We start from the raw sequence: 25,860 nt of genomic DNA, 5'->3' as shown, positions 1-25,860 counted from the left end.
AGCGCGGGAATGACGACGCAGCCTAACAGACCCATTGCCGTTGACTTCAGTCAACGATTACAGGGCACCTTTAGCTCAAATGTTGCTTTACAATTTCTTCAAGTGCGGCAATATCGAAAGGTTTCGACAAATAACTGTCGGCACCGGCTTCGTCGGCCAGGGCAGAGATATCGTTATTTGCAGAAAAATAAATTACCGGAATGTGCTTCAGCCGGGGGTGGCTTTTTAATGCTTTTGTGGCCTGTATGCCGCCTAACTCCGGCAGCCAGTTATCCATAAAAATAATATCGGGCATGTATTCCAAAACCTGTTTCTCAATTTCATGGGCGCTTTCCGAAGTTCGGATTTCGTATCCGGCATCTTCTAAAATGAAGGTACATAAATCAAGGATATCCCTATTATCGTCGAATACAAAAATTTTTTTAGCGGTCATAAATGTTTGATAAATAGGTCTAATTGTTTAATTTATTGATGTACTCTGCCATTTCGAAACTATGCATTACCAACAAAGGCTTTACATTCAAATCCGCCTGCTGCGGCATATAAGGCATCATTGCCGTGGTTGGGTCTTGTATTACAGCCGTTCCACCGAATTTGTTCACTGCTTTTAAGCCCTCAACACCATCGGCGTTGGAGCCCGAAAGTAGCACACAAACAAGCCCTTCTTTAAAAACCTCTGCGGCCGATTGAAAAGTAACATCGATTGAGGGTCTCGAGTAATTTATCTTCTCCGAATAATCTAACGACAAGCTTCGGTCTTCTTCTACCAACAGATGATAATCGGCCGGAGCGATATAAACCTGTCCGTTTTTTAAGAGGACTTTTTCGTCGGCCTCCGATACCTTAAGCGGAGTTCGGTGCTTAAGCAGATCGGTTAAAAGCGACTCGTTACTTGCCTTTCTGTGCACAACGATGATAATCGGGAATTTTAAGTTTTCATTCAGGTTTGGGAAGATCTCCAAAAGTACATCTAAACTTCCGGCAGAGCCACCGATAACAAGTGCCGAGCACTTTGTAGAAATTACAGTTTGCGCCATATTTTCTCCAGTTTAATTCTTTTGTATTGTTTAGCCTTTGGCCAAAATTCTAAGCTTTCTTTACTTCCTAACGCGATATAGCCGAGTTTTTCTATGCTGCTATCGAATAAATTGAATACTTTGTGCTGTAGGTCCTTATCAAAATAGATTAACACATTTCGGCAAAGGATGAGCTGAAACTCGTTAAACGAATGATCGGAAACCAGGTTATGGGTCGAAAAAATCATTTTGCTATTTAAGCTCTCATCAAACTTGGCCAATGAGTAGTTTGCCGTATAATAGCTGGAAAATTCTTTTGTGCCACCTGCAAGGAAATAATTTTCTGAATATTGCTTTAAGTAAGTTAACGGAAACATTCCTTTTTTTGCTTTGTCTAGCACCGATGGGTTGATGTCCGTTGCATAAATAAGCGATTTGCTTAACAGGTTGAGTTCTTTTAAAACAATGGCCAGCGAATACGCTTCCTCACCTGTTGAACAGCCGGCTACCCAAATCCGGATGAACGGATAGGTGCCGAGAACGGGCAAAACCTCGTTTCGCAAGGCCCGGTAAAACGAAGGATCGCGAAACATTTCTGTAACGTTGACCGTAATTTCTTCTAAAAACCTTTTAAAATACTGTTTATCTGTTCTTACAGTGTACCTAAACTCTGCAAAGCTTACAAAGCTATCGAGTGCGTACAAGCGAGTAATCCTTCTTTTTATCGACGCATGGGAATATTCAAGAAAATCGTACCCATGCACTTCTAAAACATCGTTAAGCAGAATTTCTATCTGCTCGTTATCTATTACATCGCTTACCACTTATCTCGTAAAATTTTCTATCTGTATTAACAATTCATCAACATTAATTGGTTTCGAAACATAACCTGCGGCGCCCGCACTGAGGCAGCGCTCTTTATCGCCAACCATGGCCTGAGCGGTAACGGCCAACACCGGAATGTTCTGCAACTTGTCTGATTTTTTCATGGCTGCCATGGCTTGGTAGCCATCCATGTCGGGCATCATCATATCCATTAAAACGATTGCTACGTTCTCGTTCTTTTCCATGATTGAAAAGCCCTCCTGAGCACTTGTTGCAGATAAACAATCGAAACCTTTGGCCTTTAGAACAGCTTTGAGGGCAAAAATGTTTCGATTATCATCATCAATAATGAGAATAGTTTTTTGAGGCATATTTGTAGAGTAGTTAACGTAATTTCCTGGTATTTGTCGATTTAAAACATCCGAAACGAGTTAGCGCTTATGGTGATTTTCGTAGAGCCAAACGCGCAACAAGGATACCAATTGATCCATGTCGACAGGTTTGCTGATATAATCGGAAGCGCCTGCAGCAATACATTTTTCCCGATCGCCCATCATAGCCTTGGCCGTTACTGCTAAAACGGGCAGGTTTCTGTATTTTAAATCGTGCCGAATGGCCGTAGTGGTTTCATAACCATCCATTTCGGGCATCATCATGTCCATTAAAACCACATCTACACCCGGATTTTCGTTCAGAATCTTAAGCGCCTCCTTACCGTCGGTTGCAGCCAAAACCTTCATTTGGTGTTGTTCAAGCATTTTGGTCAGCGAGAAGATGTTTCGTACATCATCATCAGCAACCAAAACCGTTTTGCCTACAAGCACATCCTGCAATTCGGAAAACTTTTTTGATGGTTTGTTCTTTTCCTTGCTTTTTTCTTCAACCAAATGCAGAAACAAGCCTGCCTCATCTAAAATGCGTTGATAAGAATGTGCGGTTTTTACCACGATAGAATCGGCGTATTGCTTAATTCTGTTTTCTTCTCCTTTTGATAGGTTTTTACCAGTAAAAATAATAATCGGCAGGTTCTCCAATCCCGGCGTTTGCTTTACCAGTTCGAGCGTTTCGTAAGCATGCTTGTCAGGTATGCCCATATCCAAAATCACGCAGTTAACCTCGGGCTTGTGCAAGGCAGAAACACTTTCGTTTACCTGACTTACAATTTCGGTTTGAATGCTAAAGTTGCTTAAAAAATAACTTAGCGCCTTGGCATGTTGTTGGTTTTCTTCAACAATCAACACTTTTTTAGGGTGGCGGCTCAGCGCATGTTCCAGCTTGGTAAAAATTTCCTGCATGTGCTCAAAAGCAAACGGCTTGTTTATAAAATCTACCGCTCCTTTAAGCAAACTTTCTTTTTTTACCTGTAACGACGACATAATGTGAACGGGAATTGGGCGGGTATCTGGGTTCGATTTCAGCTCTTCCATTACCTGCCAGCCATCCTTAACCGGCAATTGAATATCTAATAAAATTGCGAGCGGTTTATAGGCTTTCGCCATTTCAATGCCCACATCGCCACGAACGGCAACCAAACCCTTATAATTTTTCTTTCGTGTAAAATCGAGAAGGGTTTTTGCAAACGGGGTATCATCCTCAACAATCAAAATAATTTTATCGCCCGCTTGTATGTTGTCCCTGTCATCTTCAATTTCTTGCGGAATATTGGGTACCGTTAACCGATCTATTTTTTTTGTGGGGTGACTCTGAACCTGCATTTCGCTTCTTTCGTCAGCTTTGAGCGGTTTTTCAAAACCTTTGCTCTTATCCAAAGGCAAGGTTAGGGTAAAGATACTTCCTTCTCCCTCTTTGCTTTTTAGATCGATGTAACCTCCAAGCAGCTTCGCCAATTCTCTGCTAATGGAAAGGCCCAGGCCGGTACCGCCAAATTTACGACGTGTAGAACCATCGGCCTGTTGAAAGGCTTCAAATACCATTCCCTGTTTATCAGGAGCAATGCCTACGCCGGTATCGGTTACCTTAAAAACCAATGCGCCCAGCGTTTTGTTGTGATCGATATTTAAGGTTACCGACCCCTCGGTAGTAAACTTAATGGCGTTTGACAACAGGTTTTTGATAATCTGCTCCAAACGCATTTTATCGGTATTGAACAAGTCGGGCACCTCGGTGGTTTTCTCTACCACAAAATTGAGGTTCTTTTCTTTGGCAAGGGGATTAAACAACGAGCGCATGTTGTTTGCAATTTCATCCACCTTGATGTTTGTCCGATCGAGCTCCATTTTACCAGCTTCGATCTTTGAAAGATCCAATATTTCATCAATCAGGCTAAGCAATCCCTGACCGGAGCTTTGTATTACTTCGGCATATTCCTGATGCTCACGATCCATTGCCTCGTTCTCGGCCATTAACCGCGATAACAGCAAAATGGAGTTGAGCGGTGTGCGGAGTTCGTGCGACATGTTGGCCAAAAACTCAGATTTGTAACGCGTACTTAATTCTAAGGCCTCCGCTTTTTGCTGAATTTCGATATTACGCTCTTCTATCAGTTCGTTCTTTTCTTCCAGCAAGCTGCTTCTTTCCTCAAGTTCCTGATTACTTTGCAACAATTCTTCTTGTTGTACGCGTAATTCCTCTTCCGATGCCTGTAGTTTTTGCGCCTGTGCTTCCAACTCTGCATTTAGCCCTTCGAGCTCGTTGTGCTGTACCTGCAATTCTTCCGATTGTGCTTGCGTTTCTTCTAAAAGCTGTTGTAATTTCTGACGGTTTTGCGCCCCCAATAATGCTGTGCCCACATCAGACATCACAGTATTGAGGAAGTGCAGTTGCAAATCGGAAAATTGACCAATGGTGCCCAATTCGAGCCCGCCAATAGATATTTCGTTCCTGATAATGGGCAGAACCAATAATTGCGCCGGGCGAATATTACCGGTTGCATGCGTAATGGTGAGTTCATTTTGAGGAACATCTTCTAAAAGGATGCGCTTACCCGATTTCACCGCCTGGCCGATTAGCCCTTGCCCAAGCTCGAGCGTAGCGGCCAACTTTTGCCCCTGAAGTGCATGCTGGGCCTTGAGGTGCAGATATTCATCGTCTTTAAACAAGTAAATAGCGCCGATTTGGCTTTGCGTATAAGCTGCTAAAAACTCCAGAATGTCTTCTGCCAAATGGAAAACGTCTTTTTCGCCGACCATTTTTACATTCAAGCCGGCTACACCTGTTTGTAGCCATTCGTTATCGGCAAGGGTATCAAAAGATTTTTTGAGTGAGAACGACATCGTGTTTAGCGACTCAGAAAGTTCTCCGATATCATCCTGGGTTTGGCTATCGAGTTTAACGCCATAATTGCCATTCGAAATTTGATAGGCAATTTCCTTTATGGCAGCTATCCGTTTTTCCATCTCGAGCTTTTTATCCTCAATTTCCGTTTGAAGTTTCAAGCGTTCATCGAAGTCGACCGATACTTTTCTATAGAAAAACAGGGTAATGATGATGGCCAGAAAGGCCGCGATTAAAATAAGGATCGGCGTAAATGTGCTGAGTTTGTTGAGCTCTGCGGTACGGCTTTCGAGCAGGCGTTTTTCTTGTGCTACCATGTTGGTTACCACGCCGCGGGCCTGATCCATATAAACCTTGCCCTGAAACAGAACCGTTGGATCTACCTGACCACCCAAGGTCTTAATTTCGACAGTTGATTTGATAATCCCCATTCTTTTGAAGATTATATTTCTCAGCTCCTTTACATTTTTTTGTTGAATGGCATTATCTTGTGTTGCCGCCTCAATTTTTTTGAGCACAGCCGCAGCCGAATCGTTTGCACCATAATATGGGGTCAAAAATGCCTTGTTGCCGGTAAGCAAAAAGCCACGTTGACCAGTTTCTGCATCCTTAAGATACGAAATTACGTTTTCGGCATTTAATATCACCTCATCGCTATGCTTAACCAGTTCGGTACTTTTGATTAAGTTGCTGATGCTTACATATGAGGCCAACGAACTGATAAACAGTATAATTAGCGACAGACCCAGGCCCAGGCGCAGATTGTTTTTAAGCGTTGTTTTCATTATCTATTTAGGAATGATTATTCTTGATTGTTAAGGATTTCGCTTTCGGTAGTAGGAATGATAAAGTGAAATTCAGAGCCCTCGTTGAGTACGCTCTTTACACCTATAGTTCCGCCATGGCGCTTAATGATTTCTGAACAAATGTACAGGCCGATGCCCAGGCCATTGAAACGGTTGCTGCTGTCTTCTACACGATAAAACTTATCGAATATTTTTTCTTGCTGCCCTTCCGAAATTCCGATACCGAAGTCTTTAACGGCGAGATAAAATTTGCCGTCGTTAATATTGATCGTTACATTAACCTGATTGGTGCCCGGAGCGTATTTTATGGCGTTTGTGATAAAGTTGATGACTACCTGTTCCAGCCGCATTTCGTCGCCAAAAACCGTTTCTGTGGTTTTGCCCAGCTTGTTGATCTTAAAATCAGGATTGGATTGCTGCAACATTTCAATGGCATTGTTTACCATATTATCGGCACAGAAATTCTGCATGTTGAACTTCATTTTGCCACTTTCTATTTTCGAAATATCCAGCAGGTCGACGATGAGTTCATTTAGTTTTTCGAGCTGGATGCTGGCCTTTTCCAAATGGCTTTTGGCCATTTCCTTATTATCGCGGTCTAAGCTGCGCTGCAAAAGTTGGATGTAACCTTTAACACTGGTAAGGGGTGTTTTAAGTTCGTGGCTCGCAATGCTGATAAATTCGTCTTTTTTATGTTCTGCCTGTTTTCTGAATTCAATTTCTTCGAGCAGCTTTTCCTGCACCTCATTCAACTTTCTGCTCTGCTCATAAATGCGGTAAAAAGTCTTAATTTTAAGTAGAAGTACATTAATATCAACGGGCTTGGTGATGTAGTCGAGCCCGCCACTAAGATAGCCCTTGGTAATAAATTTTAGTTCGGTATTAACGGCAGAAAGGAAGATAATTGCGGTGTCTTTAGCCTTGCTGAAACCCGATATGGCTTCGGCAACCTCAAAGCCATCCATATCTGGCATTTGAACATCGAGTATGATGAGGACATAATTGTTTTTTAACACTTTTTTCAGTGCTTCTTCGCCGGATGATGCGGTATCAACCTCAAAATTGTGTGCTTGCAGTACTTTTTGTAAGGAGATCAGGTTTTCGGGCCTGTCATCAACTATAAGAATCATTTTTATTAAACAAATAAGAAGCCGGGATAATTATGTTTGGTTGAAAGTTAAAATTTCTATTAACTGTAAACGAACAACACATTTGGACAAAGGTTTTAATTTTTTTACAAATTGTTTGTATTAAATGTGTCACCTTGTTTAATATCCCCTGTTTCGAAGCCTTTTTTAAACCAATAAACCCTTTGTTGCGAGGTTCCATGTGTAAAGGAGTCGGGCTGAACTTCGCCTGTAGCTTGTTTTTGTAGTTTATCATCGCCGATGGCATTTGCGGCTGTTAGCGCTTCTTCAATATCGCCTTCTTCGAGCTTAAAATCTTTAAGGTTTTGTGCATGATGTGCCCAAAGCCCGGCAAAAAAATCGGCTTGCAGCTCGAGTTTTACCGATAAACGGTTATATTCTTTTTCGCTTACCTGGCCGCGGGCACGATCGAGCTTTTCAGAAATACCGAGCAAATTCTGAACGTGGTGGCCCACTTCATGTGCAATAACATAGGCTTGCGCAAAATCGCCCGCTGCACCGAAACGGTTTTTCAGTTCATCATAAAAGGATAAATCGATGTACACTTTGTGATCGCCCGGGCAATAAAAAGGGCCAATATTCGATTGTGCGTAACCGCAGGAGGTTTGGGTAGCTTCTCTAAATAATACGAGTTTAGGGTTCTCATAGGTTTGCCCCATGTTTTGAAATTCCTGATCCCAAACTTCGCGGGTTGATTGCAGTATGTTCGAAACAAAACGTCCTTCGGTATCTTCGGGTACACCCATTTTGCCTTCTGTTTGTTGTCCGTTGCCTTCAAGCGGCAACTGGCCAACTAGTCCGGTGAGGTCTTTACCGAATATCAGCCCCAGCACAACAACTACAATACCAATACCACCGCCTAAAATTGTACGGCCGCCACCACTCGATCGGCGATCTTCAACATCTTCACTTCCTTTACCAAACCATTGCATAACTTTGTCTTTTTAATTTCAAGAGATAACCCTTACTGCGATCTAATTGTTATACGAAAGTAGAAATTATTTTTTAGGGTTGGGCTTTTTACTCACCGGGAACGCTCGCCGTTATGAGAGGTTAGTCTTAGTAAAACAAAGGACAGAAAATGCTTGATGAATGTTTATGTTTTGGAAGTGAACGTTCAGAGCATTGTGGCCGGGTTCAGCCCTGCTTTTCGTTATAGCTCCGATGAAAAATCGGAGGCTGCCACTACAATCAGGCTTAAGAACCTCGGTTAATCAATTACTAAAAGCCGAACGCTTAGCCGAGTTTGAGACAGCTACACGCGACACGCTTGCGCCAAATCAGAGTTTGGATGAAAAAGTTAACCTAATCAAATGTAGCCATTCGTCATTGCCCCAAAGGGGCTACTTTGTAGCGAAGCTGTCATTGGTTGTCAACCTTTCTACTTAAACCCGGGCGTACGAAAATACTTTTTGGTGCAGTTGCTCACGTTTTCTTGCTCACGTTGACAAAAAGATTGTAGGGAGCACGGGGCCAAACGGCCGCTACAGGGCAACACCCGCTCATTTCCTAATAATCTGAATTCAACAAAAAAATCCTCTTTTTGCACTTCATCGGCTGTTCAACATGAACGGCCGTCATCCTGAATTTATTTCAGCATCTTTATAGTATGGCCGCCCGGCATGACGGCATGGCAAGTAATACGGTTAAAGGCTTTTAATGTAATAATTATCGAACCGAGGTTAATAAGATGAAAAACCTCCGCTAAAAACCGCCACTTAAATGAGCTTAGCCATTAGGATTCCCGCCTGCGCGAGAATGACGACCATTGGAAAGGACGCGTCCACTTCGCTTTGAGATACGGGTAAGCAAGACCTTGCACCAACTTGGCGCCCTTCGAATCAGACGGGGTGACAGTGTTTTTTGTTTTTTCCTTAACTAAATGACATTAGGCGGGCGGTCAGGGTGACAATGTTTTTGTTTTTTCTTTAATTAAACGACATTGGATTCTCGCCTGCGCGGGAATGAAGACTTAATAAACAAAAGCTCCAGAGAACTTCATCTCTGGAGCTTCTCGTACTTTGTATTTTGATTTATTTAGTCGTTAAACACAGCTACAGCTTTAGTTATTCGTGCTTTTGTTTCTTCCTCGCCCAACAAAACAGCAATATCAAAAACGCCCGGGCCAAATTTGCCGCCAACCAGCATAATACGGAAAGGCAACATCAGTTCGCCGGGTTTAAAGCCTTTTTCGTCGGCCAAAGCCTTAAAGGCCGTTTCTGCACTTACTGCATCGGTTAAACTCAACCCATCGGCAAAGCTATTGAAGAATGCGGCTTTCTCGCCAGTCCATTTTGGTTTAACCGAGTTCACATCGTAATCGTTTGGCGAAGCAAAAAAATAACTGCTTTGCGCTACAAAATCGGGCAATAAGGTGCAGCGATCTTTAATTAAATCGATAACCGTAGCCAAATATTTATCATCGCTCACTTCAATTCCGGCTTTTTGCAACTCATTTTTAACTGGCGATGCCAAACTGCTAACTGGCGACTGTTTAATCCACTCGTGGTTGTACCATTTTGCCTTTTCAAAATCGAATTTTGCTCCGGCCTTGCTTATTCTTTCTATAGAAAACGCCTGTTCCAGTTCATCCAACGAGAATAATTCTTTGTCGGTACCATCGTTCCAACCTAAAAGCGCCAGCATGTTAATAAACGCCTCGGGCATAAAACCCATTTCCTTAAAGCCGTTTGTCAGGTCGCCCGTTTTAGGATCCGTCCAATTCATGGCATAAACCGGAAAGCCTAAACGATCGCCATCGCGTTTGCTCAATTTTCCGTGTCCATCTGGTTTCAAAATCAAAGGCAGGTGCGCCCATTGAGGCATTTCCGTTTCCCAGCCCAGGTATTTCCACAATAAGATATGAACGGGTGCAGAGGGCAACCATTCTTCGCCGCGAAAGGCATGAGAAATTTCCATCGCTTTATCGTCAACTACTACCGCAAGGTGATAAGTTGGCATCCCATCGGCCTTTAACAGCACTTTATCATCAACGAGCGACGTTTCGAAACTGACGTCGCCGCGAATGGCATCGTTAAAATGAACAATTTCATCTTCGGGCACTTTAATCCGGATGACATGAGGCGTTTTTGAGGCCAATAAATCTTCAACCTCGCTAATGGTTAGGGTTAACGAATTGCGCATCTGCATGCGTGTGGCCTGACCGTACTGAAAGTTGGGAACTTCCTTTCTTTTTGCTTCCAGTTCTGCAGGCGTATCAAAAGCATAATACGCATAACCATCGCTTATCAGCTGTTCGGCAAACTTTCTATAGCTTGGTTTGCGCTCGCTTTGGCGATACGGGCCATAGGCGCCAGGGTTGTTTGGGCTTTCATCGGGCGTTATGCCGCACCAGTTCAGGCAATCAACAATATACTCTTCTGCGCCAGCTACAAAACGGGTTTGATCGGTATCTTCTACCCGAAGTACAAACGTTCCGTTATTTTTTTTGGCAAACAGATAATTAAACAAAGCCGTACGAACACCACCTAAATGGAGGCCTCCGGTTGGGCTTGGGGCAAATCTAACTCTAACTTTTTTATCCATGATTAAGCAAAGAGCAGGGAGTTAAAGGCAAAGGGTATGGTGCAATCCATGCTCTAAGCGCTGTGCACTATGCTCGGTACAAAGATATATTTTTCATCTGTTTTTATATTGTTTCATCGGTACCCTTTCGAAACCACTGGCCGGCCTCGTTTTTTTAAAAAGCATAATCGTTTTATCTTTTTTTCGTTTTGTTATTGTAATTTGGCTACCCAAAGCATGAACCCTTATCAAAAGAAACGCCGCTGGAAGTTCTTCCTTCTCATTTTTGCCATTTTAATTGGCATAGCTTCAGTGTTTTATACCGATTCTTTTGTAAAAAAAATGGAACGTGAGGAAGCCGTTCAGTTCCAGCTTTGGGTTCGGATACAAGAAAGATCGATGTTTTTGATGGACAATGATAATTTTGCCACCATTGTTGAAACCGTACGCAAAAACACCAAGGTGCCCGTTATCATGGTCGATTCTACAGGGATAATAAGTTCTTTTTTCGGGCTCGATAGCACCAAGACGAATTACCCAACGGTTGATACCGATTCTAAACTGGTTTACGATAGCCTCTACTTTGTCCGCCAATTGCGGATTATGAAAAAGCAGCATCCACCATTGGAAATGAATGTTTTGGGAAGCAAGTTTAAAGCGTATTATAAAGACTCTTTTATTTTAACACAGCTTCGTTATTTCCCATACATACAAATGGGGGTAATTTTTCTGTTTTTGTTAACGGCATATGCGGCTTTTAGTTCGGCCCGCCGAGATGAGCAAGATCATGTTTGGGTGGGTTTGGCAAAAGAAACCGCTCACCAGCTCGGTACGCCCATATCATCGCTTATGGCCTGGGTAGAGCTGATGAAATCGAAATTTGATGCCGAAGATGACCCGCTAATCGCCGAAATGGAAAACGACATCAAGCGGCTTGAGATCATTACCGATCGTTTCTCTAAAATCGGGTCGAAACCTATTTTGGAAGATCACACGGTTTATATCGTAATCAGCGATTTTATCAGATACTTTAAGGTACGTACTTCCGATAAAGTTCGATTTTTTATCAATGGCGATGAGCAGGTGAGGGCCATGTTAAATATCCCGTTGTTTGATTGGGTAATAGAGAATTTACTGAAAAATGCAGCAAACGCCATCGAAAATGAGGGCACTATTACAATAAATATTATCGAAAACCTGGCCAAAGAACAGGTGTTTATTGATATAACCGATACCGGAAGGGGAATTCCGCGATCGAAGTTCGATGCTGTTTTTCAGCCCGGATATACCACCAGAAAACGTGGATGGGGCCTCGGCCTGTCGCTTACCAAACGAATTGTAGAAAACTATCACAGCGGTGAGATTTTTGTAAAAGATTCGGAAGTAGGAAAGGGGACAACTTTCCGCATTATTTTAAAAAGCAGTTTAAGATATGAACCGACCACAGCCTAACGAATACCCCATTTGGGGCGAACCTTACATCAGCAAAGTTGACAGGGAGATTTTCGAAATCCTGAACGAGCAGATCGATACCATCTCCACATTGTTTAGGGCGAACAGCGATAAAGCAGATTATGCTTATGCGGAAGGCAAATGGACCTTGAAAGAAATGTTAGGCCACATTATCGATACCGAGCGGATACTGGTTTATCGAATGACCTGCTTTGCAAGAAATGAAACACAGGCGCTACCCGGATTTGATGAAGATGACTATGTAGTCAATGCCCGGTTTGCCGAACGTGATTTAGAAGATTTAATTGAAGAATTTATCGCACTCCGTAAGGCTAACCTGTTTCTGTTTCGCTCGTTTAACGAAGCAGAACTGAACAGAAAAGGAATCGCATCCGGCAGGGAAATCAATGTAAAATCTATCCTGTATATTATAGCCGGCCACATTATCCACCATGTATTTATATTAAAGGAGCGTTACCATGTGGTTTAAAGAATTTAGCGTTGAGGACTTAAATAATCGGCCTAAAAACCATATCGGGAGCTTGCTGGGCATTGAGTTTACCGAAATTGGCGACGATTTTATCAGCGGAACAATGCCGGTTGACGAGCGAACGCATCAACCAGCGGGTATTTTGCATGGCGGCGCCTCAGTTGTTTTAGCAGAAACGTTGGGTAGCATAGCCTCGTATATGTGTATCGACCCCGACAAATATATGGCTGTTGGCTTAGAAGTAAATGCAAACCATTTGCGCCCGGTAAAAAGCGGCCTCGTAAAAGGCGTGTGCACCATTGTACATCGGGGAGCGAAAACCCATATCTGGGACATTAAAATTTATGATGAACGCGGCAAGATGAATTGCATCAGTCGATTGACGGTTGCTATTATAAACAAACCAAAATAAATCTATATTTTTGCCCATCCCTATTAATAGTCAATCCGTTAACTTTATAATTTAAAGATGAAAAAGCTATTAATTTTATGTGCAATGTTCGCCATTGCATGTAACGCACCAAAAACCGACGAGAACAAGGGCCTCGGCGAAAAAGACACTACATCAAATGCCGTGAAAACCGGGGCCGACCAGGATGAGCACGGTTGCATTGGTTCAGCAGGCTACACCTGGTCGGTGCTAAAGAACGACTGCATTCGGGCTTTCGATGAAATCAAATTGATGCCTGTGGATAACCATGGAACTTATCGTTCTGCCGCATTTTTATTGTTTAACGCAGATCAGAGCCAGGCTGAATTGTTTATGCCCGATAAAAAGGAGAGTTTAATACTCGACCGCACATCGCCCGATAAGAACATCTGGAAAAACGACGACTTCGAAGTTACTGACAACGGTGGCTATGTAATTAAGCAAGGTGGCAATATCATTTACAACGACAAATAAAAGGCTGTTTCATAAATAGAGAGTGGTCTTCCTGGGTTTTAATTTTTTGGCGGAAAAAGCAATACGAGTGACGTCCTTTTTTAGAAGAATGCCCCTAAGAAGGGTCGTCATTTCGAGCGCAGCCGAGAAATCTCTACACAAGGTTCAAAGATTTCTCCTCCAACGGAGCTCCTATGGAGCACTTCGGTTGAAAGGACGATTTTTATGGTATTTACGTAAAACGTCAATGGTAGTTTTAATTTTTTGGCGGAGAAAGCAATATGGCATAACATTAATAATTTGAGAACTGTTTTAGGCATTTGGCTAACTACGCCCGTCACCCTGTCCCGTACGTACGGGATCTGGGTCTTTATAGCATGAAAGATGCTGAAATAAATCCGATAGCTATCCGATCAGCTGGACGACCGTTCGTGTAGAGGCTCACAAAACAGTTAGTTGCAAATGCTCGACGTGACAAGTCGAAATCGGATTTAACGTTTTAGGCCTTCCTGATCTAACCATTTTTTCTCAATCACATAAGAAACGATTAGGCCGAGGCCGCCAAAAATTCCGAGGCAACCGAAGTAAATAGCTACCGATTGTGTTTCTTCGGTATGCGACATGTCGCTGCCGAAAATGCCACGAACGGTAAACAACGCCACCAATAAGCCTAAGCCCAGGCCAACCAAAAGCAGGCCGAATTTTAAGCTTAAAAACGGTTTCGGCGTGGCCTTAAATACCCCGGGATCGATGCCCCGTTCTATCATGGCCATTTTTTCTTTGTTTGATAAATAGCGGATTCCGAAGATCATCGCAAATGCACCTAAAAAAAGTGAGATTGGAACTAATACACCTGGCATAATTTTATGTTTTAATTTTTCTTTTTGAATTACTTATTGTGTGTTATGACAACATGATTTTAAATGAGGTTACAGCCAGTTGAAGAAAATAACGAAAAACCAATAATCAAGCACCAAGTGGAGAAAGCAATAACCAATTTCAATTGTCAAATAGAAGAATGACCAATTGTCGATAACAAAAATAAAACCAGCAGAGTAAAAGAATTAGCGTTTGCATAATTGATCATTGCCTATTGCCCAGTGCATTTTGGTTATTTCTCTAAAAACATTCTACTTTTGCAATATGAATTGGATCATTTTAATTATTGCAGGTCTTTTTGAGGTTGGTTTTACCACGTGTTTAAAACTATCGAACAACTTCACCAATATCAAGTGGAGCGTTGCGTTTTTTATTTGCATAACCCTGAGTTTCGTACTATTGAACAAAGCGGCACAAACATTGCCCATGGGTACCGCCTACGCCGTTTGGACGGGAATTGGCGCAGTGGGAACGGTAATTATAGGGATTGTATATTTTAACGAGCCGGCCACTTTTTGGCGCATCTTTTTTATTTGCACCTTAATCGGATCAATTGCCGGGTTGAAGTTTTTTGCATCCCATTAATTAATCCAAAATTAACTCATTCTCCAATTCACTTACTCATTCTCTAACTCACTCATTCAAAAATCAACAATACGATGGAGATCACAGTTAACGGTTTAACAGATTTGCCCCAAACTGCAGAACAGCTTTTAGCATTTTCGGAAGGCGAAAAAATATTTGTTTTTAACGGTGAAATGGGCGCAGGTAAAACCACTTTTATAAAGGCGTTTTGCAGGGTTTTAGGCATAGAAGATGTCGTATCGAGCCCAACGTATTCTATCGTTAACGAATATCAAGGTTCGGGTGGGTTGGTTTACCATTTCGATTTTTATCGCATAAAGCAAATTCAGGAAGCGTTTGATCTGGGCTACGAAGAGTATTTTTACGGTGGTGCGGTTTGTTTAATTGAATGGCCAGAAAGAGTGGCCGAATTATTGCCAGAACATTTTATAAGGGTCGATATTAAGGTTATCGACGAAAGCACCAGGCGGTTTACTTTCGAGAAGATATAAGAGAGCGGCTAATGAACAGTTGTAAAGCGTAAATCCGACTAGTGTAGCGCAAAGTTAAGCAGTTGGATCTTGTTGCGGTTTAATGGAGCGAATCGTGATAAGAAACGTAAATTGTTATAAATCTGGCAATTAATTAATAGAATTTCCGTACATTGAACAACCTAAAACAAATACATTTTTAAGCAGCATGGCTACAGGAATACGCGAAGGAATGGCCGATATCGCTCGCCAGGGTTTATTGCAAACGCAAACGGCGAGACTAGAAACCAAAAGCAGAAAAAACAGCCTTAACATCGGGATACCGAAAGAGATTTCATTTCAGGAGAACAGAATTGCGCTTACGCCTTTGTCTGTTGCCTTATTGGTTAATAACGGGCACAATGTAATTTTGGAAACCGGCGCAGGAACCGGCGCCAATTTTTCTGACTCAGAATATGCCGAGCAAGGGGCAAAAATTGCTTACGACAAGAAAGAGGTTTTCGATGCTGACATATTGGTAAAGATTGCGCCACCAATGTTGGAAGAGATTGAGTTGATGCATAAAGGGCAAACGCTAATCTCGTCGTTACAAACCGGAACATTAAAGCCCGATTATTTAAAGGCTTTAATGCAAAGAAAAATCAATGCCTTATGTTTCGAAAATCTTCGCGATGAGGGAAATATATTAAGCGTGGTTAGGGCAATGAGCGAAATTGTTGGCTCAACCTCAATTTTAATAGCTGCCGAATACTTAAGTAACGTAACTGGTGGCAAAGGATTAATGCTCGGTGGTTTTACAGGAGTGCCACCAACGGAGATCGTTATTTTGGGCGCCGGAACCGTAGGCGAGTACGCCGCAAGAACAGCTTTGGCGCTTGGTGCCGAAGTAAAGGTTTTTGATAGCTCAATCTACCGCTTGCGAAGACTGCAAAATAACCTGGGCAGCAGGGTTTTTACATCAGTAATGCAGCCGATTGTTTTAAACAAGGCCATTTTAACCTGCGATGTTGTTATCGGGGCCATCCGTGCCAGTCATGGTCGAAGCCCTTGCATAGTGATGGAAGAAACGGTTGCCAAAATGAAGCCACACTCCGTGCTCATTGATGTAAGTATTGATCAGGGTGGATGTTTCGAAACCTCCGAGGTAACAAACCATACCAACCCGATTTTTAGGAAGTACGATGTAATTCATTACTGTGTGCCGAATATCGCTTCGCGGGTTCCAAGAACCGCCTCCTATGCGTTAACAAATATCTTTGCCCCGATTTTATTAGATATTGGCGAGTACGGAGGTTTGGTAAACATGATTTGGAATACACCAGGTATTAGAGAAGCCTTGTATATTTACCAGGGCAATTGCACCAATAAAGACCTGGCCGATATGTTTAACCTGCCTTTTAAAGATTTGGAGCTGTTGGTGGTGGCTAATCAGTAAGAAAATAAGGTTAGGTCGAAAGGTTTTTGCAAACCATTGTTGGAAAAGTTACGTTGACGTTTCAAAAGTACATCTGTCAGGCTGAGCGGAGTCGAAGCCAATTTAACAGCCCTTCGACTCCGCTCAGGGTGACAATCGATAAAACAGTTTATGCGTGACACAACAGTAGAAATATTAAAGCATTAAAAATGGCACAAATTATTTCAATAGAATATCCTGATTATCAGGCAGATTCGATAAGTTCATCTGTTCTGTCAGGCTGAGCGGAGTCGAAGCCTAATTTAACAGCCCTTCGACTACGCTCAGGGTGACAACTAAATGATGGTTTATGTTTGACACAACACTAGGATGTTGAAGCTTTAAAAATGGCACAAAATATTCAATAGGATGTCCTGATTATCTGGCAGATTCGATAGGTTCATCTGTTCTGTCAGGCTGAGCGTAGTCGAAGTCCAATTTAACAACCTCTTCGACTACGCTCAGGGTGACAACTAAATGAAAAATTATGTTTGACAACACTAGGATATTAAAAATGGCATAAAATATTTCAATAGAATATCCTGATATCAGGCAGATTCGATAAGTTCATCTGTTATGTCAGGCTGAGCGTAGTCGAAGTCCAATTTAACAACCCCTTCGACTACGCTCAGGGTGACAACTAAATGAAAAATTATGTTTGACACAACACTAGGATATTAAAAATGGCATAAAATATTTCAATAGAATATCCTGATTATCTGGCAGATTCGATAAGTTCATCTGTTCTGTCAGGCTGAGCGGAGTCGAAGCCTAATTTAACAGCCCTTCGACTCCGCTCAGGGTGACAACCGGTACGATAATTTATAGGTGCACGAAACTAAAAATTATCTTCTTAGCAACAGCTCCTTAACCCTTCACTATGAAAATTAACTTCATCCTGTTTTTTTTATTTCTTTCATCCGTTGCTACAGCCCAAACCAGCCCGGCAAAAAAGCTCCTTGTAATTAGTTCGTACAGCCAATACCAGGGCGCCGTGAAAGCAAATCCGAATAATGAATTGGTCGAAATAAAGAAAGCCATCCCCAACATTAAGCTGGATATTCGTTACGCCACAAAAAACAATTTTATGAAACAGGTAATGTACGGGCAGGCCAGAGCCTTCGCTCGCAAACCTGTGGTAGAAGCGCTAAAGAAAGTGCAAAAGGAGCTAAATAAGAAAGGGTATGGATTGAAGATTTTCGATGGTTATCGTCCTTATGCCATTACAGTTGCTTTTTATCAGAAAGCAAGCGATAAAAATTTTGTAGCTAACCCCGCAAAAGGCTCAAAGCACAATCGCGGTTGTGCGGTAGATTTAACGCTTGTGAATTTAAAAACAGGCAAAGAGGTTGCGATGGCAACAGCATACGACAGTTTCTCGGCTGCTGCTGCGGCAAATTACGAGCCCGTTACTGCCGACGTAAGAAAGAACCGCGAATTTTTAATTGCCACGATGAAAAAGTACAAAATGAACGTGCTGGATAACGAATGGTGGCATTACGATTTTGCAGGCTGGCAGAATTACAACTTAATGGATATTCCTTTTGAAAAACTTTAATATAGTTCAATGGTTCATTAGGTTGGTAGCTTAAAGAAACTAGAACTCCAAAGCGACTTTCCTTTATTTTTTGTTCGATAATTCGTTATTGTTTCTTTTAAACATTTTGTTATGCCCTTTCCTCCAAGCTCCCCACTCTTAACTCAAAACTATAAATGATGCGGCCTTCCATATTGATCCATCTTTACCCGGGCTTTGTCATCTTTAACCGATAGATGGAAAATGTAATCATAATCATCATCCGTTAACATTTCCTTGGGTCTTTTTCCACCAAAAGCCTCTATCAGCTCCAAAACAGTATTTGAATGACCTGCAACAATAACCGTTTTCCCTTCGTAGTTTTTCTTTATAGAATCAATTAACGATTTGGCATCCTTATAATCGATAACCTTTTGAATAACTAACGAATCTAAGGTTTGGTGCGTTCTTTTGTACGACGTACTAAATGCAACATCAAACTTAACCTTCTTTAAATATCGGGCCAGGTCGCCCGCTCTGATTCTTCCTTCTTCAGAAAGATTTGGATCATTATCCTGCGGGTTCGATTTATCCTTTTCAGCATGTCGCACTATCCAAACCTGCGTGGCCTGGGCAAAAACCGCTGTCGAAAATAGAAAGCTTAAAGAAAGAAATAGGGCTAATTTTTTCATGTTTTTTTAGGTTTAAGATGCTTGTATAACGGTTAAAACGATGGGTGAAGTATTAGCTCAGCGCAGCAATTAGCCGATCGATATTGTCACGCGTGTGCCAACTGCTCAAAATGATCCGGTTAATTGGGTCGCTCTCCTTGTTGGGGTAGGGGAAAGACGAGATTAGTATTTGCTGCTTCAAAAGTGCCTGGTCAATCTTTGCATCATCAATTAAAAAAGCGGGGAAGCCATTTGCAAATTTCCACTGTTCTCCCAAAGCGCTGCACAGTTGCAAAATATTTTCCTGCAATTTTTCGAGCGCCTGTTCATAAATTTGCGCTGCACTGATAAAGGCGTACAAGCCGGCCGCTGCCGGGGGAGAGGCACCCACAAAAACGTTCGTTTCCTTAAGCCGATCGATAATCAATTTAGGGCCCAAAACAATCCCTGCATCTACACCGAGTGCCTTGGCCATCGATGCGACCACTACTACATTCACGTTTTTTTTCCTGGGTACTTTGGCCATTGCGCCTAAGCCATTATTGTTTATTCCAATTCCGTGCGAATCATCAATAATCAGCGTAATATTTTTGTCTGCGTTGATCAGCTCAACGAAACCGAAATCGAAAATCTCGGGGAAAAGGTTGTTCATCGAATTGCTGATGAGCACCCAGTTTTCTTCGTTTGATGAATTAATCAACGCGACGGTTTCATTCGTCCACTCGGTAAACGAGCGGGCCGTAACAGTTGGTGGTTCATCGAGCCACAACGCGGGATGCGTGCCCGGCGCATAAACCACATTTCCCGATGCAGATAATACTTTAACAGTTATTTGTGCAGCCAGGTAACCGCTGGATGTAATCAAGGCATCTTCCGCACCAAACCTTGTTGCGGCCTCAGCTTCTGCCTCATTATAAATGCCCAGCTGAACGTTGTTGTTTCGGCTGGTGCCGTTATTGAGGCCAAACTTCTTGATGCCGTTTACGTACAGCTCAACAAAAGCGGCATTTTGCGGAATGCCCAAATAAGCCGTTCCGCCAAAATATAAAAAGGTTTTGCCATCGAGATCGATCTTGTTCGAAAACGGCTGGCCAATCGATTTAAGGTCGGTGTTATTCACTATAACCTAAAAATTATTGTGAATATAAGTCATAATCCGAACCATTTCTGCCCTTACCTCTGATGTTGGATTGATGAAACCGTTATTCATAAAAGAAAAGATGTAAGTTTTACCTTTTTTGGTTAAAACAAAACCGCTTTGGTTATGCACACCACCTAACGACCCTGTTTTGCCATACACAAATGGTGTTTCGGTTTTGGGATAAGCGTTTCTAAGCGTGCCGGTTTTTCCGCCAGCCGGCATCATATCAAACAGCTTTTCGCGATTGTTTACCAAATGGTAAATGGAATCCAGAAGATAAATGTTATCCCTCGGCGTAAATAAATTCTGGCGAGACAAACCAGAACCATCGACCCATTTCACCTTATCGGGCAGAAAAGAAAGATAGGTTTTCGTAATGTGCTGGATGGCCTTAGCTGTACTCAACGTGTCGCCCAGTTGATTTGAACACACTAAAAGTAAATGCTCGGCAATAAAATTGTCGCTTGGTAACATCATATGCTTCAACACCGAATCGCGTTTTGCACCCGGAAGCGTTTTGGCATCGCTCGGAATCTTCATTTTTACAACGCCAACAGTTTTATGCAAGGTGTCAGAAAGTACTTCAACAGTAGTTTGCGTGCTGGTTTTATAAGGATTTTGTTGGTTATATCCCGGCTTTACATCAACATTCGGATATTTGAAATCGTTGGTTAAAAATGCTCTTGTTACCTGAAAATTACCCTTGGTTTTTGTAGAATCTACTTCAAAGCAAGGTGCAAAAACCTTGGGTTGAATATTGATCCGCCGGGGCGACAAATATGTGGACGTAACCATATTATCCATAATCGGCATTTCGGTAATCTCCGGTTGATAGTAATAATCGTAGTCATCCCAGGCCCAACCATCGCCGAAAAATGTTCCCTGATATCTGCCCGGTGCAAAAAAGAGCTTCTTGGTCGAACCCTGCAAAAAATTATAGGCTGATTTATCTTTAACGGCAAACTGCAAAAAAGCCGGATCGCCGGTTCCCCAAAAAATTAACGAATCTCCACGTTCAACATATCGCAACGCCGGCATCTGTTCGGGCAGCATTTGTAAACTGGCGAAAAAGGTGTAAAGCTTGGTGTTCGATGCAGGGGTAAAATACTTCTCGGCATCTTTTTGAAAAATCATCTTTTTTTCGTCCATGTTGTACAAGGCAAAACCCACCTGGTACTGCTTAATCACTTCCGAATTTTTAAACTCTTTTGCCACCTTTTTGGCAATCATTTTGTCGGTTGAGCAGCCCGAAATGAGAACGGTAAGGCAGGTAAAACATAGAAATAACAGGGCGTAACTTTTAAATCGGAACATGGTCTATAATTAGGTAATAATTATCAACTAAATTATTAAATTTAATTCAATGTTAACCAAGTATAAGCCTCTTGTAATAATCTGTTTACGCAACGCGATAATTTGCTGGGGGCTTTCATTTTGTTTTTTTAATGTGGTTGCGCAAGAGTTTACCTTTTCGGGCAACCGGCAAAAGCAGAGTTTAAAGTTCAGAAGTATTAAAAACCTGATCGTAATCCCGGTTTTTATCAACGGAAAGGGGCCTTTTGATTTCGTTTTAGACACAGGCGTGGGCCCCATGATCATTACAGAGCCCACCGTTATCGATTCGTTAGATTTTAGTATGCTGCGAAAAATAAAAATTTCGGGCCTTGGCGTAGAAACCATCGATGCCTATGTATCGCAAAACATAAGTGCACAAATTGGCCAGGCAAAAATTAACAATATTCCAACGGCCATATTAAAGGAAGACCTTTTTAACCTCTCGGGCCATTTGGGCATTAAAATTTATGGGATAATCGGCTACAGCTTTTTTAATAGTTTTATAGTTGATGTGAGGTACGCCGAAAACAGGATAATTTTTGCCGATCCGCTTAAAAAGATCAAGTATCGCGGCACCAGAATTCCAATCGAGATTGAGCACCTTAAACCCTATGTTTACGCTGATGTCGAAGCACCGGGCGGAAAGAAAGTTCGATCGCGATTTTTAATGGATACCGGGGCAAGCCACGCCTTATCGATGGAAATGTTAAACGGCGGGGCATTTCCGCAACCCGTTAAAAAAATTCCTGCAAACTTGGGCATGAGCTTAAGCGGGCAGATTAAGGGCTTTTTGGGGCGGATAAATAAAATAAGTTTCGATGGTTATACCTTTAAAGATGTTGTAGCCGGTTTCCCCGATTTTGAAACCATCGCCCATAAAATTGATTTGAGCGATCGCAATGGAAACCTTGGCGCAGAGCTGCTTAGAAAGTTCGATGTGCAGTTCAATTATCAGGAGAGTTTTATCTACGTTAAGCCGAATATAAATTATAAGGCCCCGTTTGAGCACGATATGACGGGCATGACCATTTATCTCGATCAATCGGAGTACAAGCATGTAATTATAGGCGAAATAGACGAGAATTCTCCTGCTGAAAAGGCGGGTTTATGCCCTTACGATGAAATTATCGGCGTTAATTTTAAGCCGGTAAATTTTTACTCTTTCAACGATCTGTCTGAACTTTTCAGGGCCAAAGCCGGGCGCGCAATCATTTTTGAAATTTATCGCGATAAAAAAACCTTTTTCAAGATTGTGAAATTAGAAAAACGCATTTAACTTGCAGTAACTTTGCAGATACAAGAAAGCAATAGCGGTAACAAATTTCTAATTTAACGCACTAATAACAAGCAAACAAACTTTTTTATTCATGAAGAAAAACTTTAAGGTACTTGCATTAGCAGGTATTGTAGCATGTGGCATGGCAGGCTCTGGCTCGGCGCTTGCCCAAAAGAAATCAAAAACAAAGAAAGGGGAAACCACTCCGGCAGCTGCACCTGCGGCACCAAAAAAAGAAGGAATTAAGCCTTACAGCGAAGTAATTACCTCAAAAGCCAGAACAACCAACGGCTTGTTTAAAACCCACAAGGTAGATGATAAGTGGTATTTCGAAATCCCCGATTCATTAATCAACCGCGAAATGTTAGCGGTAACCCGTTTATCTAAAGTACCTGTAGGCGTAAAGGTGGGCAACCAGCAATATGGAGGCGAACAAATAAACGAACAGGTATGGAAATGGGAGCGCAGAGGCAAGCAGGTTTACGTTCGCGTACCGAGCTATGCCACAAAGGCCGACCCGAATAGCGATATGTTCGAATCGGTTCAAAATTCCAACCTTTCGCAAATACTGGCAAGTTTCGAAATTAAGGCTTACAACAAAGATACAAGCGGCGTAGTGATCGATGTTACCGATTTTTATAATGGCGATGTCATTGCAATCGGCGCTACAGATCAGTTGCGCAAGGCTTATAAAGTTACAGCTTACGATATGGCACGCTCTTACATCGATACCGTTAAAACGTTCCCCGTTAATATTGAGGTAAGAACTACAAAAACCTACCGAGCGGCAGAATCTCCTACCGATAATAGCAACGGCGCAGTAACCTTCGAGTTTAATACGTCAATGCTCCTGCTTCCAAAAATCCCTGTAAAAGCCCGGATTATGGATAAAAGAGTGGGTTTCTTCGGTCAATCGCAAATTGATTATGGCTCGGGCGCACAAAAAGCAGAGCGCACGGCTTACATACACCGCTGGAATTTGGTGCCAAAAGATACCAACGCTTATAAACGCGGAGAACTGGTTGAACCTATAAAACCGATCGTTATTTACATCGATCCGGCAACACCGAACAAGTGGGTGCCTTATTTAATTCAGGGCATTAACGATTGGCAGGTTGCTTTCGAAGCCGCAGGGTTTAAAAATGCAATCATCGGAAAAAAAGCGCCGACACCGCAAGAAGACCCCGAGTTTAGTGTAGAAGATTCGAGATATTCAGTTGTACGGTACTTTGCATCGGATATTGCCAATGCTTACGGGCCACACATTAGCGACCCACGCACGGGGCAAATTTTGGAAACACATATTGGCTGGTACCACAACGTAATGAACCTTTTGCGTAACTGGTACTTTGTGCAAACTGCAGCAATTAATCCATCAATACGCAAGGCTAAATTTAGCGATGCGCAAATGGGCGAACTGATTCGTTTTGTTTCCTCTCATGAAATTGGCCATACCCTGGGCTTGCCACACAACTTTGGTTCGAGCTATGCCTATCCTGTAGATTCGCTGCGTTCGAAAACCTTTACCGATGCGCATGGAACTGCTCCATCTATTATGGATTATGCCCGGTTCAACTACATTGCTCAACCGGGAGACGGCGTAACGAAATTGCATCCTCAAATTGGAGAATATGATAAATGGGCCGTTAAATGGGGATACTCATGGCTTCCCGGAGGAAAAACAGCCGAGCAGGAAAAGGAAATCTTAGACCAATGGACGCTTAAAAATGCCGGAAATCCACTTTATTTCTATGGTAGGCAAGGAACCATGCTCGATCCGCGTTTGCAGAACGAAGATTTGGGCGATAATGCCATGAAGGCGAGCGGATATGGTATTGCCAACCTCAAACGCATACTTCCCAACATCGAAAAATGGACCTACGAAAAAGGTGAAGATTATAGCAACTTAAAAGAAATTTACGGCGAAATTGTTGGCCAATTTAACCGCTACATGGGCCATGTTACTACGAACGTTGGCGGATTAAGCGAAAATTTTAAAACATACGAGCAATCTGGTCCCGTTTATGCCTACTTGCCACAAGCGAAGCAAAAGGAAGCCATTGGTTTTTTAAACCAGCAATTGTTTACTACGCCACTTTGGCTAATTAACAACGAGCAGTTGAGCAAATTCGATAATGGCGTTTTGTTAAGTCGAATTAAAGGCGTACAAACCAATACCCTGGGTAACCTTTTATCGGCGCCGCGTTTGGCTCGTTTGTTAGATAACGAAACCAAAAACGGAACTGCGAAAGCCTACACCTTGCCCGAAATGTTTACCGATTTAAGATCGTCGGTTTTTGTAGCAGCGAGACCAGACGCTTTCAAGCGGAACCTACAACGTGCCTACGTCGATCGCCTGTCGGATTTAATGACCAAAGAAAGTGAACTTCCAGCTGGCTTTCCGGTAGAAAGCGCCGCAAGTTATGGCTTAACCCCAATTAATGTTGGCTTATCTGATATCAGGCCGTTGGTTAGGGTAGAGTTAAAGAAATTGTTGGCCATAACAAAAGCCAGAGCAGCAACCGGCGATGAAGTTTCAAAAGCGCATTACGATGATTTAAACATCAGAATTAAGGACATTTTAGATCCTAAGAAATAGCCTGAATGCTTTAAAGAAAAATGGTTCGTGGAAACACGAACCATTTTTTTTTTGCAATGTATGGAGACTCTTTCCACCTACCACTAATAACCCCGTCATATCGACAACCGATTTTTCATCGGTTGAGATATCCCCAGCCCATTAGCACAGACGTAAGGACAGCAGTGCTGAGCAGGAAGATTTCAATGCTGTCATCCTGGGGGTAATTATTAGAATAAAGTCGATATGAGTGACATTTTTTAAGCGGTCGTCCTTGCCCCAAAGGGGCTACTTTGTAGCGAGGCAGGAAGCAATCTATTCTGCAATAAAATCTCTAATGAGATTGCTTCAATCGATGAAAGATCGATTTCGCAATGACGAAAACGTCAATGGTAGTATAACGCAGGTCCCGATAGTTCCTATCGTGTGGACACATTTTTGAAACATCGTTTTACGAGCTGAAAACATCAAAATGACAACACATTTTATGGCGTTTTCTAAGAACGGTCGTCATCCTCAGCTTGACTGGGGATCCTAATGCGCAAAAAATTGGGCGTCGAGTATTAAGATTCCCGCC

At 42.3% G+C, this 25,860-nt stretch carries 22 protein-coding genes; 10 read left to right on the top strand and 12 right to left on the bottom strand.

Annotated elements, in window-relative coordinates; all coding sequences use genetic code 11:
- Positions 1–70 precede the first annotated feature (70 nt).
- The 8 genes from IZT61_RS13015 to gltX form a co-directional block, all read right to left on the bottom strand.
- A complete protein-coding gene (locus tag IZT61_RS13015; protein ID WP_196097331.1) occupies positions 71–433 on the bottom strand; it encodes a response regulator in 363 nt (120 codons plus the stop codon).
- 19 nt (positions 434–452) lie between these two features.
- Positions 453–1,037 (bottom strand): chemotaxis protein CheB, encoded by a 585-nt coding sequence (locus IZT61_RS13010; RefSeq protein WP_196097330.1) that lies wholly within the window; start codon positions 1,035–1,037, stop codon positions 453–455.
- Positions 1,022–1,840, bottom strand: coding sequence for a CheR family methyltransferase (locus IZT61_RS13005; RefSeq protein ID WP_196097329.1), 819 nt, complete (start codon positions 1,838–1,840; stop codon positions 1,022–1,024). The genes IZT61_RS13010 and IZT61_RS13005 overlap by 16 nt, the downstream gene beginning before the upstream one ends.
- Positions 1,841–2,212, bottom strand: coding sequence for a response regulator (locus IZT61_RS13000; protein WP_196097328.1), 372 nt, complete (start codon positions 2,210–2,212; stop codon positions 1,841–1,843).
- A gap of 60 nt (positions 2,213–2,272) precedes the next feature.
- Positions 2,273–5,860: a response regulator gene (locus IZT61_RS12995; RefSeq protein WP_196097327.1), complete on the bottom strand. Its 3,588-nt coding sequence runs from the start codon at positions 5,858–5,860 to the stop codon at positions 2,273–2,275.
- A 17-nt stretch (positions 5,861–5,877) separates the two neighbouring features.
- Positions 5,878–7,011: a sensor histidine kinase gene (locus tag IZT61_RS12990; RefSeq protein ID WP_196097326.1), complete on the bottom strand. Its 1,134-nt coding sequence runs from the start codon at positions 7,009–7,011 to the stop codon at positions 5,878–5,880.
- 104 nt (positions 7,012–7,115) lie between these two features.
- A complete protein-coding gene (gene ypfJ / locus IZT61_RS12985) occupies positions 7,116–7,961 on the bottom strand; it encodes a KPN_02809 family neutral zinc metallopeptidase (RefSeq protein ID WP_196097325.1) in 846 nt (281 codons plus the stop codon).
- Positions 7,962–9,066: 1,105 nt separating this feature from the next.
- Positions 9,067–10,575: a glutamate--tRNA ligase gene (gene gltX, locus IZT61_RS12980; protein WP_196097324.1), complete on the bottom strand. Its 1,509-nt coding sequence runs from the start codon at positions 10,573–10,575 to the stop codon at positions 9,067–9,069.
- 216 nt (positions 10,576–10,791) lie between these two features.
- Between gltX and IZT61_RS12975 the strand changes: the two genes are divergently transcribed.
- Genes IZT61_RS12975 through IZT61_RS12960 form a run of 4 tightly spaced genes read left to right on the top strand, consistent with a single transcriptional unit; the run spans position 10,792 to position 13,400 of the window.
- On the top strand, positions 10,792–12,006 hold the full coding sequence (locus IZT61_RS12975; protein WP_196097323.1) for a sensor histidine kinase: 1,215 nt from the start codon (positions 10,792–10,794) through the stop codon (positions 12,004–12,006).
- On the top strand, positions 11,987–12,496 hold the full coding sequence (locus IZT61_RS12970) for a DinB family protein (RefSeq protein ID WP_196097322.1): 510 nt from the start codon (positions 11,987–11,989) through the stop codon (positions 12,494–12,496). Before IZT61_RS12975 ends, IZT61_RS12970 begins: the two co-directional genes overlap by 20 nt.
- Positions 12,486–12,908 (top strand): hotdog fold thioesterase, encoded by a 423-nt coding sequence (locus tag IZT61_RS12965; RefSeq protein ID WP_196097321.1) that lies wholly within the window; start codon positions 12,486–12,488, stop codon positions 12,906–12,908. The genes IZT61_RS12970 and IZT61_RS12965 overlap by 11 nt, the downstream gene beginning before the upstream one ends.
- A 57-nt stretch (positions 12,909–12,965) precedes the next feature.
- Positions 12,966–13,400 (top strand): hypothetical protein, encoded by a 435-nt coding sequence (locus IZT61_RS12960; RefSeq protein WP_196097320.1) that lies wholly within the window; start codon positions 12,966–12,968, stop codon positions 13,398–13,400.
- A 470-nt stretch (positions 13,401–13,870) separates the two neighbouring features.
- Here IZT61_RS12960 and IZT61_RS12955 read toward each other — a convergent pair whose 3' ends face one another.
- Positions 13,871–14,239, bottom strand: a complete 369-nt coding sequence (locus tag IZT61_RS12955; RefSeq protein ID WP_196097319.1) for a DUF6249 domain-containing protein — start codon at positions 14,237–14,239, stop codon at positions 13,871–13,873.
- 283 nt (positions 14,240–14,522) lie between these two features.
- On the opposite strand from IZT61_RS12955, the gene IZT61_RS12950 reads away from it, so the two are divergent.
- From IZT61_RS12950 to IZT61_RS12935, 4 genes are all read left to right on the top strand, one after another.
- The gene (locus tag IZT61_RS12950) at positions 14,523–14,843 is read left to right on the top strand and encodes a DMT family transporter (RefSeq protein ID WP_196097318.1); all 321 of its coding nucleotides are present in this window, start codon (positions 14,523–14,525) and stop codon (positions 14,841–14,843) included.
- Positions 14,844–14,917: 74 nt separating this feature from the next.
- Positions 14,918–15,334 (top strand): tRNA (adenosine(37)-N6)-threonylcarbamoyltransferase complex ATPase subunit type 1 TsaE, encoded by a 417-nt coding sequence (gene tsaE / locus IZT61_RS12945; RefSeq protein ID WP_196097317.1) that lies wholly within the window; start codon positions 14,918–14,920, stop codon positions 15,332–15,334.
- A 187-nt stretch (positions 15,335–15,521) separates the two neighbouring features.
- Positions 15,522–16,748 (top strand): alanine dehydrogenase, encoded by a 1,227-nt coding sequence (locus IZT61_RS12940; protein ID WP_196097316.1) that lies wholly within the window; start codon positions 15,522–15,524, stop codon positions 16,746–16,748.
- Positions 16,749–17,646: 898 nt separating this feature from the next.
- Positions 17,647–18,324, top strand: coding sequence for a M15 family metallopeptidase (locus tag IZT61_RS12935; RefSeq protein ID WP_196097315.1), 678 nt, complete (start codon positions 17,647–17,649; stop codon positions 18,322–18,324).
- Between the two features lie 149 nt (positions 18,325–18,473).
- On the opposite strand, the gene IZT61_RS12930 is transcribed toward IZT61_RS12935, so the two are convergent.
- The 3 genes from IZT61_RS12930 to IZT61_RS12920 are packed head-to-tail and all read right to left on the bottom strand — an operon-like array spanning position 18,474 to position 21,408.
- A complete protein-coding gene (locus tag IZT61_RS12930; protein ID WP_196097314.1) occupies positions 18,474–18,974 on the bottom strand; it encodes a SixA phosphatase family protein in 501 nt (166 codons plus the stop codon).
- A 52-nt stretch (positions 18,975–19,026) separates the two neighbouring features.
- Positions 19,027–20,073, bottom strand: a complete 1,047-nt coding sequence (locus tag IZT61_RS12925; protein ID WP_196097313.1) for an aminotransferase class I/II-fold pyridoxal phosphate-dependent enzyme — start codon at positions 20,071–20,073, stop codon at positions 19,027–19,029.
- Positions 20,074–20,079: 6 nt separating this feature from the next.
- Positions 20,080–21,408 (bottom strand): D-alanyl-D-alanine carboxypeptidase, encoded by a 1,329-nt coding sequence (locus IZT61_RS12920; protein WP_196097312.1) that lies wholly within the window; start codon positions 21,406–21,408, stop codon positions 20,080–20,082.
- A 133-nt stretch (positions 21,409–21,541) separates the two neighbouring features.
- Here IZT61_RS12920 and IZT61_RS12915 point away from each other — a divergent pair, with 133 nt between their 5' ends.
- Both IZT61_RS12915 and IZT61_RS12910 read left to right on the top strand, forming a co-directional pair.
- The gene (locus IZT61_RS12915) at positions 21,542–22,705 is read left to right on the top strand and encodes an aspartyl protease family protein (protein WP_230383671.1); all 1,164 of its coding nucleotides are present in this window, start codon (positions 21,542–21,544) and stop codon (positions 22,703–22,705) included.
- A gap of 91 nt (positions 22,706–22,796) precedes the next feature.
- A complete protein-coding gene (locus IZT61_RS12910) occupies positions 22,797–25,304 on the top strand; it encodes a zinc-dependent metalloprotease (RefSeq protein ID WP_196097310.1) in 2,508 nt (835 codons plus the stop codon).
- The last annotated feature ends 556 nt before the right edge of the window (positions 25,305–25,860 follow it).

This window comes from Pedobacter endophyticus (assembly GCF_015679185.1).
Lineage (GTDB): Bacteria > Bacteroidota > Bacteroidia > Sphingobacteriales > Sphingobacteriaceae > Pedobacter > Pedobacter endophyticus.
Note: the sequence above shows the minus strand (reverse complement) of the source record. Positions and strands in the feature narration are given on the sequence as shown.